Annotated in this window: 18 protein-coding genes; 11 read left to right on the forward strand and 7 right to left on the reverse strand. The window is 46.2% G+C overall.

Annotation, left to right across the window (positions count from 1 at the left end):
- Window positions 1-119 precede the first annotated feature (119 nt).
- Entirely contained in the window at window positions 120-392 is a 273-nt protein-coding gene (rcnR, locus tag NMD08_RS26110; RefSeq protein WP_000019951.1) for a Ni(II)/Co(II)-binding transcriptional repressor RcnR, read from the forward strand.
- A gap of 93 nt (window positions 393-485) precedes the next feature.
- Here rcnR and NMD08_RS26115 read toward each other — a convergent pair whose 3' ends face one another.
- Window positions 486-653 carry a hypothetical protein gene (locus NMD08_RS26115; protein WP_001572379.1) on the reverse strand — a complete coding sequence of 56 codons (168 nt, stop codon included), beginning with the start codon at window positions 651-653 and terminating at the stop codon, window positions 486-488.
- Between the two features lie 204 nt (window positions 654-857).
- Here NMD08_RS26115 and NMD08_RS26120 point away from each other — a divergent pair, with 204 nt between their 5' ends.
- Together NMD08_RS26120 and NMD08_RS26125 are read left to right on the forward strand one after the other, a co-directional pair.
- On the forward strand, window positions 858-1,676 hold the full coding sequence (locus NMD08_RS26120) for a DUF4942 domain-containing protein (protein WP_000193207.1): 819 nt from the start codon (window positions 858-860) through the stop codon (window positions 1,674-1,676).
- A complete protein-coding gene (locus tag NMD08_RS26125) occupies window positions 1,673-2,878 on the forward strand; it encodes a hypothetical protein (RefSeq protein WP_001371952.1) in 1,206 nt (401 codons plus the stop codon). Before NMD08_RS26120 ends, NMD08_RS26125 begins: the two co-directional genes overlap by 4 nt.
- 63 nt (window positions 2,879-2,941) lie before the next feature.
- Here the strand turns inward: NMD08_RS26125 and NMD08_RS26130 are convergent, their stop codons facing one another.
- From NMD08_RS26130 to NMD08_RS26145, 4 genes are read right to left on the reverse strand one after another with little or no spacing between them, the layout of a single operon-like run.
- Complete coding sequence (locus NMD08_RS26130; RefSeq protein WP_000121164.1) at window positions 2,942-3,145, reverse strand: hypothetical protein; 204 nt, start codon at window positions 3,143-3,145, stop codon at window positions 2,942-2,944.
- A 12-nt stretch (window positions 3,146-3,157) separates the two neighbouring features.
- Entirely contained in the window at window positions 3,158-4,477 is a 1,320-nt protein-coding gene (locus NMD08_RS26135; protein ID WP_000078513.1) for a DUF1173 family protein, read from the reverse strand.
- Window positions 4,478-4,499: 22 nt separating this feature from the next.
- A complete protein-coding gene (locus NMD08_RS26140; protein WP_000220758.1) occupies window positions 4,500-4,667 on the reverse strand; it encodes a hypothetical protein in 168 nt (55 codons plus the stop codon).
- A 60-nt stretch (window positions 4,668-4,727) separates the two neighbouring features.
- On the reverse strand, window positions 4,728-6,155 hold the full coding sequence (locus NMD08_RS26145) for a DNA cytosine methyltransferase (RefSeq protein ID WP_000833380.1): 1,428 nt from the start codon (window positions 6,153-6,155) through the stop codon (window positions 4,728-4,730).
- A gap of 214 nt (window positions 6,156-6,369) precedes the next feature.
- Between NMD08_RS26145 and NMD08_RS26150 the strand changes: the two genes are divergently transcribed.
- The 8 genes from NMD08_RS26150 (at window position 6,370) to NMD08_RS26185 (ending at window position 12,893) form a co-directional block, all read left to right on the forward strand.
- Window positions 6,370-6,885: a thermonuclease family protein gene (locus NMD08_RS26150; protein ID WP_000464825.1), complete on the forward strand. Its 516-nt coding sequence runs from the start codon at window positions 6,370-6,372 to the stop codon at window positions 6,883-6,885.
- Window positions 6,886-6,887: 2 nt separating this feature from the next.
- Window positions 6,888-7,784 (forward strand): hypothetical protein, encoded by an 897-nt coding sequence (locus NMD08_RS26155; protein WP_000975181.1) that lies wholly within the window; start codon window positions 6,888-6,890, stop codon window positions 7,782-7,784.
- 47 nt (window positions 7,785-7,831) lie between these two features.
- On the forward strand, window positions 7,832-8,146 hold the full coding sequence (locus NMD08_RS26160) for a hypothetical protein (RefSeq protein ID WP_001005009.1): 315 nt from the start codon (window positions 7,832-7,834) through the stop codon (window positions 8,144-8,146).
- 73 nt (window positions 8,147-8,219) lie between these two features.
- Complete coding sequence (locus NMD08_RS26165) at window positions 8,220-8,477, forward strand: hypothetical protein (protein ID WP_000637193.1); 258 nt, start codon at window positions 8,220-8,222, stop codon at window positions 8,475-8,477.
- A 986-nt stretch (window positions 8,478-9,463) separates the two neighbouring features.
- Window positions 9,464-9,661 carry a hypothetical protein gene (locus NMD08_RS26170; RefSeq protein ID WP_001371914.1) on the forward strand — a complete coding sequence of 66 codons (198 nt, stop codon included), beginning with the start codon at window positions 9,464-9,466 and terminating at the stop codon, window positions 9,659-9,661.
- Between the two features lie 140 nt (window positions 9,662-9,801).
- Window positions 9,802-10,077 carry a hypothetical protein gene (locus NMD08_RS26175; protein WP_000864986.1) on the forward strand — a complete coding sequence of 92 codons (276 nt, stop codon included), beginning with the start codon at window positions 9,802-9,804 and terminating at the stop codon, window positions 10,075-10,077.
- A 491-nt stretch (window positions 10,078-10,568) separates the two neighbouring features.
- Window positions 10,569-12,047 carry a SulP family inorganic anion transporter gene (locus NMD08_RS26180; protein WP_000927306.1) on the forward strand — a complete coding sequence of 493 codons (1,479 nt, stop codon included), beginning with the start codon at window positions 10,569-10,571 and terminating at the stop codon, window positions 12,045-12,047.
- Window positions 12,048-12,065: 18 nt separating this feature from the next.
- Entirely contained in the window at window positions 12,066-12,893 is an 828-nt protein-coding gene (locus tag NMD08_RS26185; RefSeq protein WP_001066652.1) for a universal stress protein, read from the forward strand.
- Between the two features lie 59 nt (window positions 12,894-12,952).
- On the opposite strand, the gene arsC is transcribed toward NMD08_RS26185, so the two are convergent.
- Window positions 12,953-13,378: a glutaredoxin-dependent arsenate reductase gene (gene arsC / locus NMD08_RS26190; protein ID WP_000065802.1), complete on the reverse strand. Its 426-nt coding sequence runs from the start codon at window positions 13,376-13,378 to the stop codon at window positions 12,953-12,955.
- Between the two features lie 12 nt (window positions 13,379-13,390).
- The gene (locus NMD08_RS26195; RefSeq protein ID WP_000922628.1) at window positions 13,391-14,680 is read right to left on the reverse strand and encodes an arsenic transporter; all 1,290 of its coding nucleotides are present in this window, start codon (window positions 14,678-14,680) and stop codon (window positions 13,391-13,393) included.
- Window positions 14,681-14,683 lie beyond the last annotated feature (3 nt).

Raw genomic sequence — 14,683 nt, forward strand, 5'->3', positions numbered from 1 at the left:
AATCATTCTTGGTTATTAAGTGTAGGCCGGATTCTACTCCCCCCCAGTAAAATATACTACCCCCCAGTAGAATAACGCTGGTATAGTTACATAAAATATCCAGGAGAGTGAGAGCCCACATGTCACATACCATCCGCGATAAACAAAAACTGAAAGCACGTACAAGCAAGATCCAGGGGCAGGTTGCTGCGCTGAAAAAAATGCTTGATGAACCTCACGAATGTGCCGCTGTACTGCAACAAATAGCCGCCATACGTGGTGCCGTGAATGGTTTATTGCGTGAAGTGATTAAAGGACATTTGACTGAACATATTGTTCATGAAAGTGAAGAACAGAAACGAGAAGAAGACCTGGACGTTGTGCTGAAGGTTCTGGATTCTTACATCAAGTGACAGTTTGGCTAAAAGCCCTGAGCATTAATTTATCTAAATAACACGTTATCAAGTGACGGTTTTGGGCTGTTTGTAGCGGCATAGTGAGTTTGTTTAATCAATGAGCTTTAAGATGCCCCCCTTCATGCAAGGCAACGCGTACATTTCTGGTACATCTACTTCCCTTACTTTGCTCAGGGCAACCCACATTGTTAAAGCCTCTACTCGCTGACCATCAAAATCACCCAACGTCAGATAATGGAAAAAAATTTTGGATGACATTTTGAAACGTGTCCTCTGCTGTGAACGTCGAGAGATGCTACGCGAGAAAGGAGATGACCTACTTAGTATCCTGTTAAGTAGGTCTATCTGAAGAAGTAGACAACTTTAAAGTCTTTTTCATGTTAAAGGAGACAACTTTAATGTCTGTGTACACCTACCTTTGCTCAAATCAAAATGTTCTGACATACCAAAATGGAGTGTAAAATGACTCAAAACCAGGGTTCTGAGCCAGTACCGGCGAGCCGGACAGGGCAGCTCATCAGCGCCCGGGATATGGCCATGCAGAAATTCGAAGAAGGGATGCGGTTAATCTCGGAAGCGTCGGAACTGTGCGGTCTCTCTCTCTTCACCAGCAGAATTATGCAGCCCAACGCATTTGGTCTTCCGTCGTCACTGGATCGCACCATCGAGGAGGGGCGTAAGGAAATTGACCGTAAAACGTGGAAAAGGCTCTTTGAAGAAATAGGTATGGACCGGTACTGGAACCATAAGCAAAAAGAAGCCTTTAACGAATCCCTACGTACGGATCCGCCCGTCGCTTCCCTGGAGATTGTTAAGGGAACATTACAGCATGCACTGGCTAACAGACGAGACACGCTTGCAGAAGGTTTCGTTGATGTTCTCAACAAGCTTGACCGAAGTTTTAAAAGCAATGCACGGCAATATACAATGCCGAAAAAGCTTGTTCTTCGGGGGATTTTTCCTGGTGTGAACGTACTGAGGTACAACGGTTTCTCGCAGGACAATCACTTTTGTTTACGCGACTTTGAGAATATTGTATGCATCTGTTCTGATACTCCAACACCTGCAACCGGCGGTGGGCTGAGTATGGTCGACAGGCTGACGGCCATGAGAAATACAGATTTCACAGGCGAGGTCTGCGATGAGAATGGCTGGCGGTGTCGCCTGTTTGAGAATGGAAACGTTCATATTTGTATCGACAGTATCTCGCTTCTGAATGCTCTGAACGATCTTATCAGCATATATTTTGCAAACCAGCTTCCGGCCGCAGGAAAAAAATGATGATCGAAAACGATAAAGAAAAAAGCCTGAACGATGCTACCTCGCCAGAGGTGCAGAATGACATCCGCAGCGAATCCACAGAAAAATCAAAGGAAATGGGTCGTTCAAGGTACTCATCTATTGCGATGATCGATTACTTCAATGCAATCGAACGTCTGTGCGAAGAGAAAAAAATTAACCCGGAAAATATCGATCTGAGCTTCAAAGTTCACTGGCTCAGAAACGCTGTTGGCGGCTCGTTTGCAAGGTCACAGGAGATGTTCGCTGAGTACCAGAAGTATGTTAAAGAGGTTCCTGAAGAGGCCCGTTACCTGGATATACCCGATGAGGTGAAGGTTGCACTCGGCGATATTATCTCGTACATCACCTGGCACTACCGTAGAAGCTATACCGCAATACAGAGTGATAGTGTTAAAAAAGCTGAAGCACGTAGCATGCAGCTGGAGGAGGAGGTAACGCAGCTTTTACAGCGGCTTGAGCAAAGCGCTACCGATATGGATGAGCTGAAACTTGAGAATCAGGCGCTACAGGGTCGATTAGAGATCCGGGACAGTACCGTCAAGGAGTTAGAAACAAGGCTGAATGTTGCCGAAGCAGAACTCGAAACCTGCCATCACCAGTTAGATAGCACACGGCATGAATTAAGCCTCGCACAGCAGTCAAATGACTCACTCTCCCAGCAACTGGCTGAACGTAAAACAGAGATCGCTGGTCACCTTGAATATCAAAAAAAGCTGAACGAAGAGATCAACACTCAGCGTTCTGATAATGCCGGTCTTTCCAGACAATGCGACCAGTTAAGTCAGACTGTGTCAGATACAAAGGCAGAGAGGGACAGGTTTGAACAGGAATTGATTGCTGCACAGAACCTCTGTGCTGAGCTGAAAAGTGCACTGTCCGGGAAGGAGGGTGACCTGGTGGCGGTGAATGCCGAGCTTACTGAACTCCATAAACTAAACGAGTCGCTGAGCGCCGACCTGAAAAAAGTAACTTTGGTCAGCCAGGGCTATGAAGCGGAAGTGGCTGAACAAAGCAGTGAATTAAAAACGCTCCAGTCCAAAGTAATGAAGCTGGAAGCTACCCTGGAGGCAGAGAAAACAATCTCAGAATCCCTGAAAGGCACCATTGATACATTGACTGGTGCAATGGCAGGGGGAGGTACTGGAAAGTCAAAACAGCCGCGTAGTAGAAAAACATCATGATAAATGAAGCCAGGTTGATAGACTTCTCTGCATCCCCTGGCACAGTAGACCTTCTGCGGACATTCAGCCCGTCCGCAGGAGTTTTCGTCCTTCAGTCAACAAATGCACTACCTTTTTTGAGTCTCCACTTTCCAGTGCAGAAAACACGTTACCGATTTTACCAACAGCTTGTATCTGAGTGATAACCCCAGTCTTGTAATCATCAAGGATCCCTGACAGGAAAGCGTTCAGTTTTGTCTGTTCGCTTAGTGAAAGCATGTATGACATTTTTTCTCCATTTTAAGCAGGTGTGCCAGTTGAAAGAGGTTTACGTGATTCTGGAAAATGAGGCAGCACCATAGTTTCAGATGCTGTGGTCGCATCCCAGTGCCACCATCCATAAGGCCCATATTCACGGTTGTAATAATCTTTTTTGAGTTGCTTTCGGGCCAGATAAGCAGGAGTGGCCATACCAAATACTTCCATCGGGAACGGCTTATCGCTTTTTGTGTCGAGCAGGTAGAAGTCAGGGAACACCTCACTAATACTCGCATCATAACGCATGGGCTTAACGTACTGCCGGTGCTCTGCATCCAGCTTTTCTGCAACAACCGCCTCATAGGAGGAGTCCAGAGGTATCCAGTTCTCGCTAACGTGCATCAGCACAATTTGATGAGCTCTTACAGAAGGGCCTCTGCCGGTTACCGCAGCTGGTGACGTCAACGCAAAGACAACTATTTTCGCCCCGGATTTCCATGCTGCGTACTCCGATGAAAATCGTTTCTTTACGCTATCCCAATGGCCTTCTGAATTGAAAAAAATCAGCGGTAGCCCCCCAAAATTCCGCAGGGGTAAAAATTTAAGTGGCTTCTCATGCTTTTCAGCATCGTAGCGAGGTAAAACTGACAGGAGCATGAGACGTTTATCACTCATCGCCTGTGATGAAAGACGCTGAATTTGCGACTGAGCGACAGGTTGTTTCGGGTCAGGTACACCAATGAATAAATGGTCACCTATGCAGGCTCTGCCGGTACGAATTTGTTTAGCGGTTTCAAGCAGACGATACCGTACCAGTGAATCGTTACGTTTCCCTGCCATTTTCGGGTACCAGACATTCAGACCAGACTCTGTCCACAAAAGACTAAGCAAGCCCAGGAGGGTCATTGAGGCCTGACCTCCTTCTGGTCGCTGAACATGGGGCAGGGGAGGCACTTCTGATTTTTCAGGAGGATCTTTCTCTGTCATACCGATACCGAGCCTTACAGCCATATCACCTTCGGTTGTAATCCGGACCACACCACTCGCATATCCTTTCAGGCCGGTATGCCGGGCATCAAGGGAGAAGAATACACAGGAAGGATCATGCTCAATGCCCGTGTTAGCGGCTTTGACGAGAATAAAGGCATCACCGTTCGGTAAAGCACGAACATAAAGTCGCTTTTCTCCTTTTCCACGACATCCGCAGGTGATGACTGATTTTTGACCTGAGGTGTGGTGTGCCTTTTTAAGAGCCGACTGCCACCCTTTAGCAAACTCATCCTGCGTTTGAAAGTCAGGTGAGTACCTTTTGACGTTTGGATCGTCGTCGTAAGCAATCATCACTGCGAATTTTTGGCTCATAGTAGTCTCCTAAACAGGAAGTTTAATATCCCAACCAAAGCAACACTTCCTGAGCGTCATACTGTTCCTTTACGCCCATGTCGCTAAAGAATTCTTCGAAATCTGTTTCGGGAACGCAATGCCTGGACAGTTCTTGTAATGCTCGTTCTTTAGATACCGTCTCACCTTCAGCTGATTCGAAATACGTCATGGTTGACCTCTGACATTATTACAACAATCTTAAGCATTTAAATTGATGAAGGAGCTCAGGTCAGCTGACTTCGTCGTAAAACTGCCGCAAGCGCTGGGAGGCTGCAAATTCAATTCGAGACTTCAGCAGTTTGGCGACGGCCGCAAAGACATCAACGACCACGGAGTTCCCAAACTGTCTGTAAGCCTGTGTATTGGACACAGGGATACGGAAAACACTTTCCCCGGGTTTATCGAAGCCCATTAGCCTGCTGCATTCACGTGGCGTTAGCATGCGTGGCCGACGGTCCATGTTGTATGTGTTATGGAAATCAGTTTCTCCCAGCTCATGAGACCAGCCCCGATCAATAAGAATTTCAGATCCGTCTTTCATATAGCGGCTTGAGAGGGTTCTGGTGACACTATTAACATTGGAAGGATCTACTAGTCCAAAACCAAAACCATTGCCTTTTGCCGCATGTTTCTTTGCATAGTTGTATAAGTACTCCCAGAGTTTAGGGGAGAGGATGTATTTACTATCTACGCTCGGATCCAGTAAATCTGAGAGAGAAGGGCGCTTGTCCGGATAAAAGTCTTTAATATCTCTCAGAGTAAAACCGTCTTTCAGACGTAGGTCGCGGCGAAAACCAATAAGGACGATACGTTCACGGTGCTGGGGTCGGAAATGACGGCCATCGATGACTTTAGGATCATCCGCGCCCGTGCTTTCGCTGTTTGCGACGTCGTAGCCAAGCTCATCGAGCGTTTTCATGATGATGTTAAAGGTATTACCCTTATCGTGACTCTTCAGATTTTTTACGTTTTCCAGAACAAAAATTGCAGGTTGTTTTGCCCGGATGATCCTGGCCACATCAAAGAAGAGCGTACCCTGAGTGTCGCACTCGAAACCGTGTTTGCGACCCATAGAGTTCTTTTTACTGACACCGGCGATGCTGAATGGCTGGCATGGAAATCCCGCAAGAAGAACATCATGATCCGGGATAGAGGCATCGATAAATTTGTATGCCTCGTCATCAGTAACCTCGGGCCGGTTGCTAAGAGTGATGTCACGGATGTCTGAATTGAAGCGGTGCTCGTTCTCATCGCAATACCAGTTCGCCCGGTAAGTACGGCTGGAATAAGTATTCCATTCGCTCGTGAAAAGACATTTACCACCGATGGCATCAAATCCGCTTCGCAGTCCACCTATCCCTGCAAACAGATCGATAAAGCTAAAGTGCCTGTCCTCATAATCAGCAGGTCGTGAAGGTATTAAAGTCTGTAGATAGCGTCCATCTGCGATACTCAGATCACAATGCTCAGGTATGCATGTAACCTGACGTTTAAGGGATGCACGGGACCAATTACTGCCATTTTCATCATTTAATACCTGAGCCAGATATTTCAGGTCATAAATAGTCGAAGCTGTTAACAAAGTTTTGTGGATCAGAGATGGTGTTTTATCCACATCATTCAGGTCTGTCTCAAGATCATGAGTGTAACGTTTCATCCAAACTCTCTCAGGAATAATATCTTTGAGATAGATTAACACGCTTAATTTGGATTATTTTTTGGTTCAGGTTCTAAATTTATTGTGATTATTCTGCCTTTAAGTTGCAAAAAGATTGGTTTTAAGCCCGCCCATGAAATAATGACTTGTTAAAATACTGCCTGTAAATAGGCTTGTGGATACATGTCTGTACTCAACAAATTCAGGTGAAATGATGTTTTTTTTTACAAAGTTACTTTTGCCCATCATGATTGTTGTATTCCCAGTGGCGTCCTGGGGGAACTCAACAACTTTTGAGGCAAAGGTGGTTAAGATTGTTGACGGTGACACCATAACTGCGTTGGATGCTCAAAACACAACCATCAAAATACGGATGTATGGTATAGACGCTCCTGAATCTAAACAGGCTTTTGGCCAAAAAGCAAAACAGGCCTTAACCACAGCTATAGCAACTAAAATCGTTACCGTGATAGACCATGGTACGGATATCTATGGCCGTATGTTAGGTACCATCTGGTTAGATGGATATGATATCAATGCCTCTATGGTGGACAGTGGATATGCGTGGGTTTATCGGTTCGAAGATAACGCCATTGTCCCTGGCTATATCAAATATGAATCCGCAGCACAAAAGGAGGCAAAAGGGTTATGGGCAGACACCAACCCTGTCCCACCATGGCAGTGGAGACAGGCAAACGAAAAGCCCAGAAAGGTGAAAGGGAAGAAATAACCATGATGAAAGAGCCTCATCCGTTACTTCAGTTGGTACTAAACGATTCCGGTCGTCTAACCATGCCTGTTTATTATAGAGATCAACAGTATTGCCCGACTTGCCTTACAAAGGTGTTGAAGAGTGAGGATGGAAGTTTGGCGCACCTCGGGGAAATAAATCAAAATACATGTAGACCTTCTATTTCAGTAGTTGTGACAAAAGCAATTATTGAAATGTTATGTGACGGGGAAAAAATATTTGTAAATCCAATACGATACCGAGGCCGGGTGCTGGCACCCTCAGTAATTTTTTCTCCCGACACTCACACTTTCAAACCGTTTATAAATACAGACTATCAGCCTGTGGGAGCAAACTGGAAAAGTGAAAAGGGATATAAACTCGGTCTGTTTTATCTCAAAGATCGAGCCAACTCTATCAATAAAGAGGAATTTGATTTCATTGCCGTTATAGACCCTAAGGCAATGCAGAAAGAATTTATTTCGGCCTGGTCTGAGGTTGATGAAAAAAATCCATTGGAAACGCTGAAGCAGATCTTACGATCTAAAAACAACTCTTCTTTATGGGTAAAATGGCCTGGCAAAATTGAGCATGCGCAAAAAGGAAATTGCAACGAAAATTACTGGTTCGATTATCAATCTGATAATCAGGAAGTGAACTGTACGGTCTCTGTTGTAGGTATCGAAGGTAACAGTTCCGGTGAGACAATTTATAGATTGCAAACTTTGCTAAAGCGTAAGCTCAATGAATATCAACTGGTTCGGTCTTTAGGGACTATTATGCTTCTTGATAATACCGGGAATATGATTCCATCAAACCATCCTTATTTTGAAGTCATCTCAAAAGCATGTATAAATGGAGTGCGTGACTTTGTTCGTCAAAACCCGTGGGTAGTCTGACGGTCAACTATAAAGCATAATATAATTAGTAATAACAAGGAACAGACATGAATGAAAACTCAGTAATCTTAATAAGTTTATTTTGGTTTTTTTTTGGATCGAGTGTTGTAGCTGGTTTTATGGATGCATCATTATATTGCTGGATTTTTGCAGCCATAAGCGCATTGTTTCTTCTTTCGGTGATACAAACACCAAAGGAGTTAACGGTATCTATTCTTCTTGCGGTACTTATGGCAAGCTCCGCAGGTGTTTTCATTCTGGCTTATAAAGTCAAAACGAATGTCGTTTCACCAATCTATCTCTTAAAAAAGCCTACTGCATACATGGCTGAAATAGATAACCGAAGGATTCATGGTTACTAAATATTTTGCAATTGCATCATTTGACGGTCCGGGTTTATTTACCCACAGCATCGACTAATTCAAGAGGTTACATATGATAGTTTCAGAAGCAATTTTTTATTCTTCTATTATTTCCTGGGTTCTTTATTGGTGGTTTATTGGAAATATTACTAAAAAGGTAGGGATGCTTGTTGTTCCACTCACGCTTACCTTCGGATGTTACATTTATGCAATTCATTTGGATGATTCCGAACAGCAAACCAATTTACGTTGGGAGCAGATCGGTTTTATTACCTTTATAATTGTGATAATGTGGGCAGGAAAGTTTGTGATGAAAAGACTATCTGAATGATGATCTAATCCACACTTTTCGATATCTTAGAAAAGTAACTTTGTGAGCAAACAGTCATATGACATGCAAAACGCTGATCTCAAAGACAGATGATGGATACACATTTAGCATTTCACCTTACGAAGACGGGTACCGCTTATCAGTCTCGCCTGAAAATCGTCACAATGGTACCCAAAGCTTTGACGGCTGGTTCCCACGTTTTTTTTCCGAACCACAGTATGCCAAATCATCTTTAACTAAGTTTCTCGGTGAGTCCTTAGTATGGGAAGAAGATTCAAGTAATGCTCTATGAGATTACTTATTATAAATTTTTCTATTAATCTCCATGGAGTGATATATGAATTTGGCCTATTTTTTATTTTTGTCTATAACTGTTATGCTTACGAGCTTTATTATTAAATCACTTGTCGTATTGGTAAAGTTCAAATTACTTCGTGATGAACGTCTCGAATATACCAGCAATAAAAATATTGATGAGATGTACGATTTAATGAATGCGAAGGAAGAAATCCTCATAAGGCATCATAAGCAGATGTTGGCATTGCATCTTTCACTATTAATATTCGTTCTATTTATTGCTTACATTTACTAAAAATAATTTTATTCAACATTTCAACAAAGGGTTTTCAATGGAAAGCTTCGAAACTGAACAAATGATTCAATATGCTTTCTACATAAATATCGTAATAACGACTGGTTTGGCATGGTTTTGCTTGCGGTCAGGATTGCATTACAATTTTTTCAGAAAAGCAGAGAGTGCCAGAACAAAAGGGCTGAGTAGTACCTCTACTGAACACGGTCCAGCAATTGTGAGAATAAAGAAGCTACAAGCATTAGTAGATTTTATTAGTAACTGTGCTTTTCTAATCCTTTCAATTGGCACAGCTTATATTTTGTATTTTTGGATCCACAGTTAACTCATACAAGGTAACTTCGGCAAATAACAACTTCTAATGCAGGACTTTAATAACTATAACGGATGCTACATGAAAAACGACAGTTTAATTACGCGGTATAAAATACTTAAAGGCGAACGCGATGAGTCTATCTTCACCATAATAATCGCGCTAGTAGTAAAGCTGGGGCTGGTAGCCCTGGCATTCTATCTGTTGCTTGGTTCCACGATTGATTGGTCAAGCTGGAAAACCTATGCCGCCATGTTGATCTTTGGAGCATTTCTCTAAAAGGATGACCACGGCAATACCAGGTCAGACAACAAGGTCGTTAGCATGATCGTTGGAAGCAACGGAAGCACCTTGAAAAAGGTCGGCAGCACTATAAAATCCATCAGCAATGCACACAAATAAACTACTGGTATCTTAAAATGAAAGTGAAAGAGTTGATCGCCATGCTGAACGAAAGAGACCCTGAGGCAATTGTTCTGATTTCCGGCTATGAAACGATCGGCGGCACGGAAGTCGCAGAAGCTGATTTGCTCATTGATATGCAGTCAATATGCTTAGAACAGGCTGATAATCTCACAGGAAACCGTAAAGTTGTTTCTTCCGGTGGTGAAGATTCAGTTTGGTTAGGCTGGAAAGATGATTACCGTACAAAGGTGTTTTTAGAAGATGCCCAAATTCCTGATCAAGATGAATGACGGTCAGCGTTGGCTTCAAAGGCAATCTATCAGTACGTGAAACGTAAATGTTAAAAAATAACCACATATGAATCAATAACTTATGTCAAAGCTAAGTAGAGATGTCCGGGGTGGGGCAAAGTTCAAATGTCCTTTGATAATATTGAATTCCTGGATAAAAATCGCATCTTAACCTCTTCGTTTGAGTACCTTGTTGGGTTGACCCCGTATTCGCTTTATTTGTAGTATTGGGCTGCTTTGAAGTGTTTCATGTTCAAACGCGACGTGTTCTGTAAGTTCTTCCTGACAACAGAGCCGACAATATATACACATCCGCTATGGAGAATCTGACAACCGCTATGCGTATTACGCCACCCTGAGTTTTTCCTTCCTCTGTCGTACTGAGCAAGCCTCAGCACGCACTCAATAACATCCCGTCTGCGGATGTGCTTTACCGTACGTAAAAATGTAGCCCTCCAGGGCTGACTGTATCTAAAAACTGAGAAATTACTATGTTGCTGTCCTCGACGCGTAAGGACTGGCTGGGTAACGTCCGTGGTGACGTTCTGGCCGGTATTGTTGTCGCGCTCGCACTCATTCCAGAAGCGATCGCCTTTTCCATTATCGCCGGTGTTGATCCCCAGGTGGGCCTCTACTCGGCGTTCTGTATTCCTCTCGTTATGGCCTTCTTTGGCGGACGTCCGGCGATGATTTCGTCCTCCACCGGTGCAATGGCTCTCCTGATGGTGACGCTGGTGAAAGATCATGGCTTACAGTATTTACTGGCTGCCTCCATACTGACCGGGGTATTCCAGCTGATAGCCGGATATCTGAAGCTTGGCGGGCTGATGCGTTTTGTTTCACGCTCAGTGGTCACGGGGTTTGTTAATGCACTGGCAATACTGATTTTTATGGCCCAGTTGCCTGAGCTGACCAATGTGACATGGCATGTTTATGCCATGACTGCGGCAGGGCTGGGGATCATCTATCTCTTCCCTTATATCAACAAAACCATTCCTTCACCGCTTGTGTGCATCGTGGTGCTGACTGGGATTGCCATGTGGCTGCATCTGGATGTGCGAACCGTCGGGGATATGGGGAAACTTCCCGACAGTCTGCCGGTCTTCCTGCTCCCGGACGTGCCTTTAAATCTTCAGACGCTGCTCATCATCCTGCCATATTCTGCGGGGCTTGCGGTGGTTGGCCTGCTTGAGTCGATGATGACCGCCACTATCGTGGATGACATGACCGACACGCCAAGCGACAAAAACAGGGAGTGCAAAGCTCAGGGCATCGCGAACATCTGCACATCCTTTATCGGAGGAATGGCAGGCTGCGCGATGATTGGGCAATCTGTTATCAACGTAAAATCCGGTGGACGCGGACGACTTTCAACCCTCACGGCGGGCGTGGTGCTGCTTTGCCTGATTGTGTTCCTGCGCAACTGGGTCTCCCAAATTCCGATGGCAGCGCTGGTCGCGGTGATGATTATGGTTTCCATCGGGACATTCTCCTGGCGCTCCATTGCCAACCTGCGGACACACCCCCTTTCAACCAGCGTGGTCATGCTTGCCACCGTCGCGGTTGTGGTGGCAACACATAATCTGGCCTTCGGTGTGCTGACCGGTGTACTGATTGCTTCGCTCAATTTTGCCACTAAAGTATCCCGGTTCATGCGTGTAACCTCAGTTCTGGAGGGGACGAGCCGGACGTATACCGTCACCGGCCAGGTATTCTTTGCATCAGCAGACCGCTTTACGAGCCACTTTGATTTCCGTGAAGCGATTGAGAATGTGGTGATAGACGTTTCACATGCCCATTTCTGGGACATCACGTCCGTCAGCGCCCTGGATAAGGTGGTCATTAAGTTCCGTAGAGAGGGCGCCGGGGTTGAAATACGTGGGATGAATGAAGCCACCCGCACCATCGTTGACCGGTTTGGTGTTCACGATAAACCTGAAGAAGTCGAAAAACTGATGGGCGGTCATTAACAGACTGGAGGGAAAACTATGAATAATACTGTTACAGCCTGTGTGGACGGTTCACTTTCAACGCGGTCAGTGTGTGAATATGCGGCGTGGGCAGCCCGCACTTTGCAATCACAGCTAGCACTGTTGCACGTTATCGAAAAAGACAGCACCCCGGTAGTGTCAGACCTGACCGGCACTCTCGGCATAGACAGTCAGCAATTGCTGACCGATGAGCTGGTAGAAATTGAAGGGCAACGTAATCGCCTGCTGATGGCCCAGGGGAAAGCAATACTGGAAAGTTGTGCTGAACTGCTTCAAAAACAGGGAAGCCCGGATGTGCTTTTGATGCAAAAACACGGTACACCGGATGAAGTTCTGGCAGAGCTGAGCGACCTTCGTCTCATGGTGCTGGGGCGTCGGGGTAGCCAGCATCCGGTAGGCTCTCATCTGGAAAGCGTTATTCGTCTGCAAAAGAAACCCCTACTGGTTGTTCCGGAGAACTACTCAGTGCCTTCCAGAGTCATGCTGGCTTATGATGGCAGTGAAGAAAGCAGGAGTAACCTGGAACGTCTGACGATGAGTCCCTTACTCAGGGGGCTGGAGTGCCACCTTGTCATGGTAAACGGTAAGAAGGAAGAGCTGCTGACCGCACAGCAAATTTTACGTGACGCGGATATAGAAAACAGCACAACACATCTTACCGGGCAATCAGTCGGGGACGCGCTTATTCGTTACGCCGAGGAAAATGCTGTCGATCTGATAGTGATGGGGGCCTACGGTCATTCCAGGTTGCGGCAGTTCTTTATCGGTAGTCATACCTCCGAAATGCTGCAAAAGACGCAACAACCGCTTCTTATCCTCCGTTAGCACTGATTATCTTAAATAAAAAAGGGCGAGTTCTCTCGCCCTTCGTCACAAGAACACGTTTAGTTCAGCCGGTTACCTTTTTCATCAACTACCTTCTCACCGTCCTCTTTCGTGAACGCGCTTTTCTGCGCATCGGGAAGAATATCCAGCACGACTTCAGAAGGGCGGCATAGCCGGGTACCCAGCGGCGTTACCACGATAGGGCGATTGATCAGAACAGGGTGCTGCAACATAAAATCGATTAACTGCTCGTCAGTAAAGCGGTCTTCCGCCAGCCCTAACGCTTCAAAAGGTTCGACATTCTTACGCAGCAGCGCTCGTACCGTGATCCCCATATCCGCAATGAGTTTTACCAGCTCAGCTCGTGATGGTGGGGTTTCAAGATAATGAATAACGGTCGGCTCTGTACCGCTGTTGCGGATCATTTCAAGGGTATTGCGTGACGTGCCGCAGGCCGGGTTGTGATAAATGGTAATGTTGCTCATATCAGTATCTCATTACAAAGTGAAAGACAGACGAAGCGCCAGTGCTGCAAGCGTGACAAACAGCACGGGGATTGTCATGACAATGCCCACCCGGAAGTAATATCCCCAGGTAATTTTGATATTTTTCTGCGACAGAACGTGCAGCCACAGTAACGTTGCCAGACTGCCGATAGGGGTAATTTTTGGCCCCAGGTCGCTGCCGATGACGTTGGCGTAAATCATCGCTTCTTTGATAACACCGGTCGCTGTGCTGCCATCAATCGACAGCGCCCCGACCAGCACGGTCGGCATATTGTTCATCACTGATGACAGGAAGGCCGTCAGGAAGCCCGTACCCAGCGTTGCCGCCCACAATCCCTGCTCTGCCAGCTGATTCAGCAAGGAAGAGAGATAGTGGGTCAGACCGGCATTTCGTAAGCCGTAGACCACCAGGTACATCCCCAGCGAGAAGATAACGATTTGCCAGGGCGCACCACGCAGCACCTTACCGGTGTTAATGGCATGCCCTTTTTTCGCAACAGCAAACAGAAGCAATGCACCAGCGGCTGCGACCAAACTGACCGGTACGCCCAGCGGCTCCAGTCCGAAGAATCCCACCAGAAGCAACACCAGAACCAGCCAGCCGGTTTTAAAGGTATTCACATCACGTATAGCGTCTTTCGGTTCTTTCAACAGAGAAACGTCGTAAACGGCGGGAATGTCCTTACGGAAAAACAGATGCAGCATCACCAGCGTAGCCGCAATCGCGGCCAGGTTAACCGGGACCATCACGGCGGCATATTCTGAGAAACCAAGCTTAAAGAAATCCGCCGAGACGATATTCACCAGGTTTGAGACAATCAGTGGCAGGCTTGCCGTGTCAGCGATAAACCCTGCGGCCATGATAAACGCTAAGGTTGCTCCCCGGCTGAATCCCAGCGCCAGCAGCATCGCGATAACGATAGGTGTCAGGATCAGTGCCGCACCGTCGTTGGCAAACAGTGCCGCAACCATCGCACCAAGCAGGACGATCCAGGTGAAGAGCAGCCGCCCCCGGCCATTCCCCCAACGGGCAACGTGCAGCGCGGCCCATTCAAAGAAGCCGGATTCGTCGAGCAGAAGACTGATGATGATCACGGCGATAAAGGTGGCGGTCGCATTCCACACTATCTGCCAGACCACCGGAATATCCCCCAGATGAACGACGCCAGTCAGCAATGCCAGAATTGCGCCCAGTGAGGCACTCCAGCCAATCCCCAGCCCTCTGGGTTGCCAGATAACCAGGACGAGCGTGAATAAAAAGATAGCACCAGCCAGTAACATCAG

This window comes from Citrobacter meridianamericanus (assembly GCF_041320245.1).
GTDB lineage: Bacteria > Pseudomonadota > Gammaproteobacteria > Enterobacterales > Enterobacteriaceae > Citrobacter > Citrobacter meridianamericanus.

What these genes read in the sequence shown, in the direction of transcription:
- rcnR (WP_000019951.1), top strand. Translation starts at nt 120, where the DNA reads ATGTCACATACCATCCGCGATAAACAAAAACTGAAAGCACGTACAAGC.
- NMD08_RS26115 (WP_001572379.1), bottom strand. Translation starts at nt 653, where the DNA reads ATGTCATCCAAAATTTTTTTCCATTATCTGACGTTGGGTGATTTTGAT.
- NMD08_RS26120 (WP_000193207.1), top strand. Translation starts at nt 858, where the DNA reads ATGACTCAAAACCAGGGTTCTGAGCCAGTACCGGCGAGCCGGACAGGG.
- NMD08_RS26125 (WP_001371952.1), top strand. Translation starts at nt 1,673, where the DNA reads ATGATGATCGAAAACGATAAAGAAAAAAGCCTGAACGATGCTACCTCG.
- NMD08_RS26130 (WP_000121164.1), bottom strand. Translation starts at nt 3,145, where the DNA reads ATGTCATACATGCTTTCACTAAGCGAACAGACAAAACTGAACGCTTTC.
- NMD08_RS26135 (WP_000078513.1), bottom strand. Translation starts at nt 4,477, where the DNA reads ATGAGCCAAAAATTCGCAGTGATGATTGCTTACGACGACGATCCAAAC.
- NMD08_RS26140 (WP_000220758.1), bottom strand. Translation starts at nt 4,667, where the DNA reads ATGACGTATTTCGAATCAGCTGAAGGTGAGACGGTATCTAAAGAACGA.
- NMD08_RS26145 (WP_000833380.1), bottom strand. Translation starts at nt 6,155, where the DNA reads ATGAAACGTTACACTCATGATCTTGAGACAGACCTGAATGATGTGGAT.
- NMD08_RS26150 (WP_000464825.1), top strand. Translation starts at nt 6,370, where the DNA reads ATGTTTTTTTTTACAAAGTTACTTTTGCCCATCATGATTGTTGTATTC.
- NMD08_RS26155 (WP_000975181.1), top strand. Translation starts at nt 6,888, where the DNA reads ATGATGAAAGAGCCTCATCCGTTACTTCAGTTGGTACTAAACGATTCC.
- NMD08_RS26160 (WP_001005009.1), top strand. Translation starts at nt 7,832, where the DNA reads ATGAATGAAAACTCAGTAATCTTAATAAGTTTATTTTGGTTTTTTTTT.
- NMD08_RS26165 (WP_000637193.1), top strand. Translation starts at nt 8,220, where the DNA reads ATGATAGTTTCAGAAGCAATTTTTTATTCTTCTATTATTTCCTGGGTT.
- NMD08_RS26170 (WP_001371914.1), top strand. Translation starts at nt 9,464, where the DNA reads ATGAAAAACGACAGTTTAATTACGCGGTATAAAATACTTAAAGGCGAA.
- NMD08_RS26175 (WP_000864986.1), top strand. Translation starts at nt 9,802, where the DNA reads ATGAAAGTGAAAGAGTTGATCGCCATGCTGAACGAAAGAGACCCTGAG.
- NMD08_RS26180 (WP_000927306.1), top strand. Translation starts at nt 10,569, where the DNA reads ATGTTGCTGTCCTCGACGCGTAAGGACTGGCTGGGTAACGTCCGTGGT.
- NMD08_RS26185 (WP_001066652.1), top strand. Translation starts at nt 12,066, where the DNA reads ATGAATAATACTGTTACAGCCTGTGTGGACGGTTCACTTTCAACGCGG.
- arsC (WP_000065802.1), bottom strand. Translation starts at nt 13,378, where the DNA reads ATGAGCAACATTACCATTTATCACAACCCGGCCTGCGGCACGTCACGC.
- NMD08_RS26195 (WP_000922628.1), bottom strand. Translation starts at nt 14,680, where the DNA reads ATGTTACTGGCTGGTGCTATCTTTTTATTCACGCTCGTCCTGGTTATC.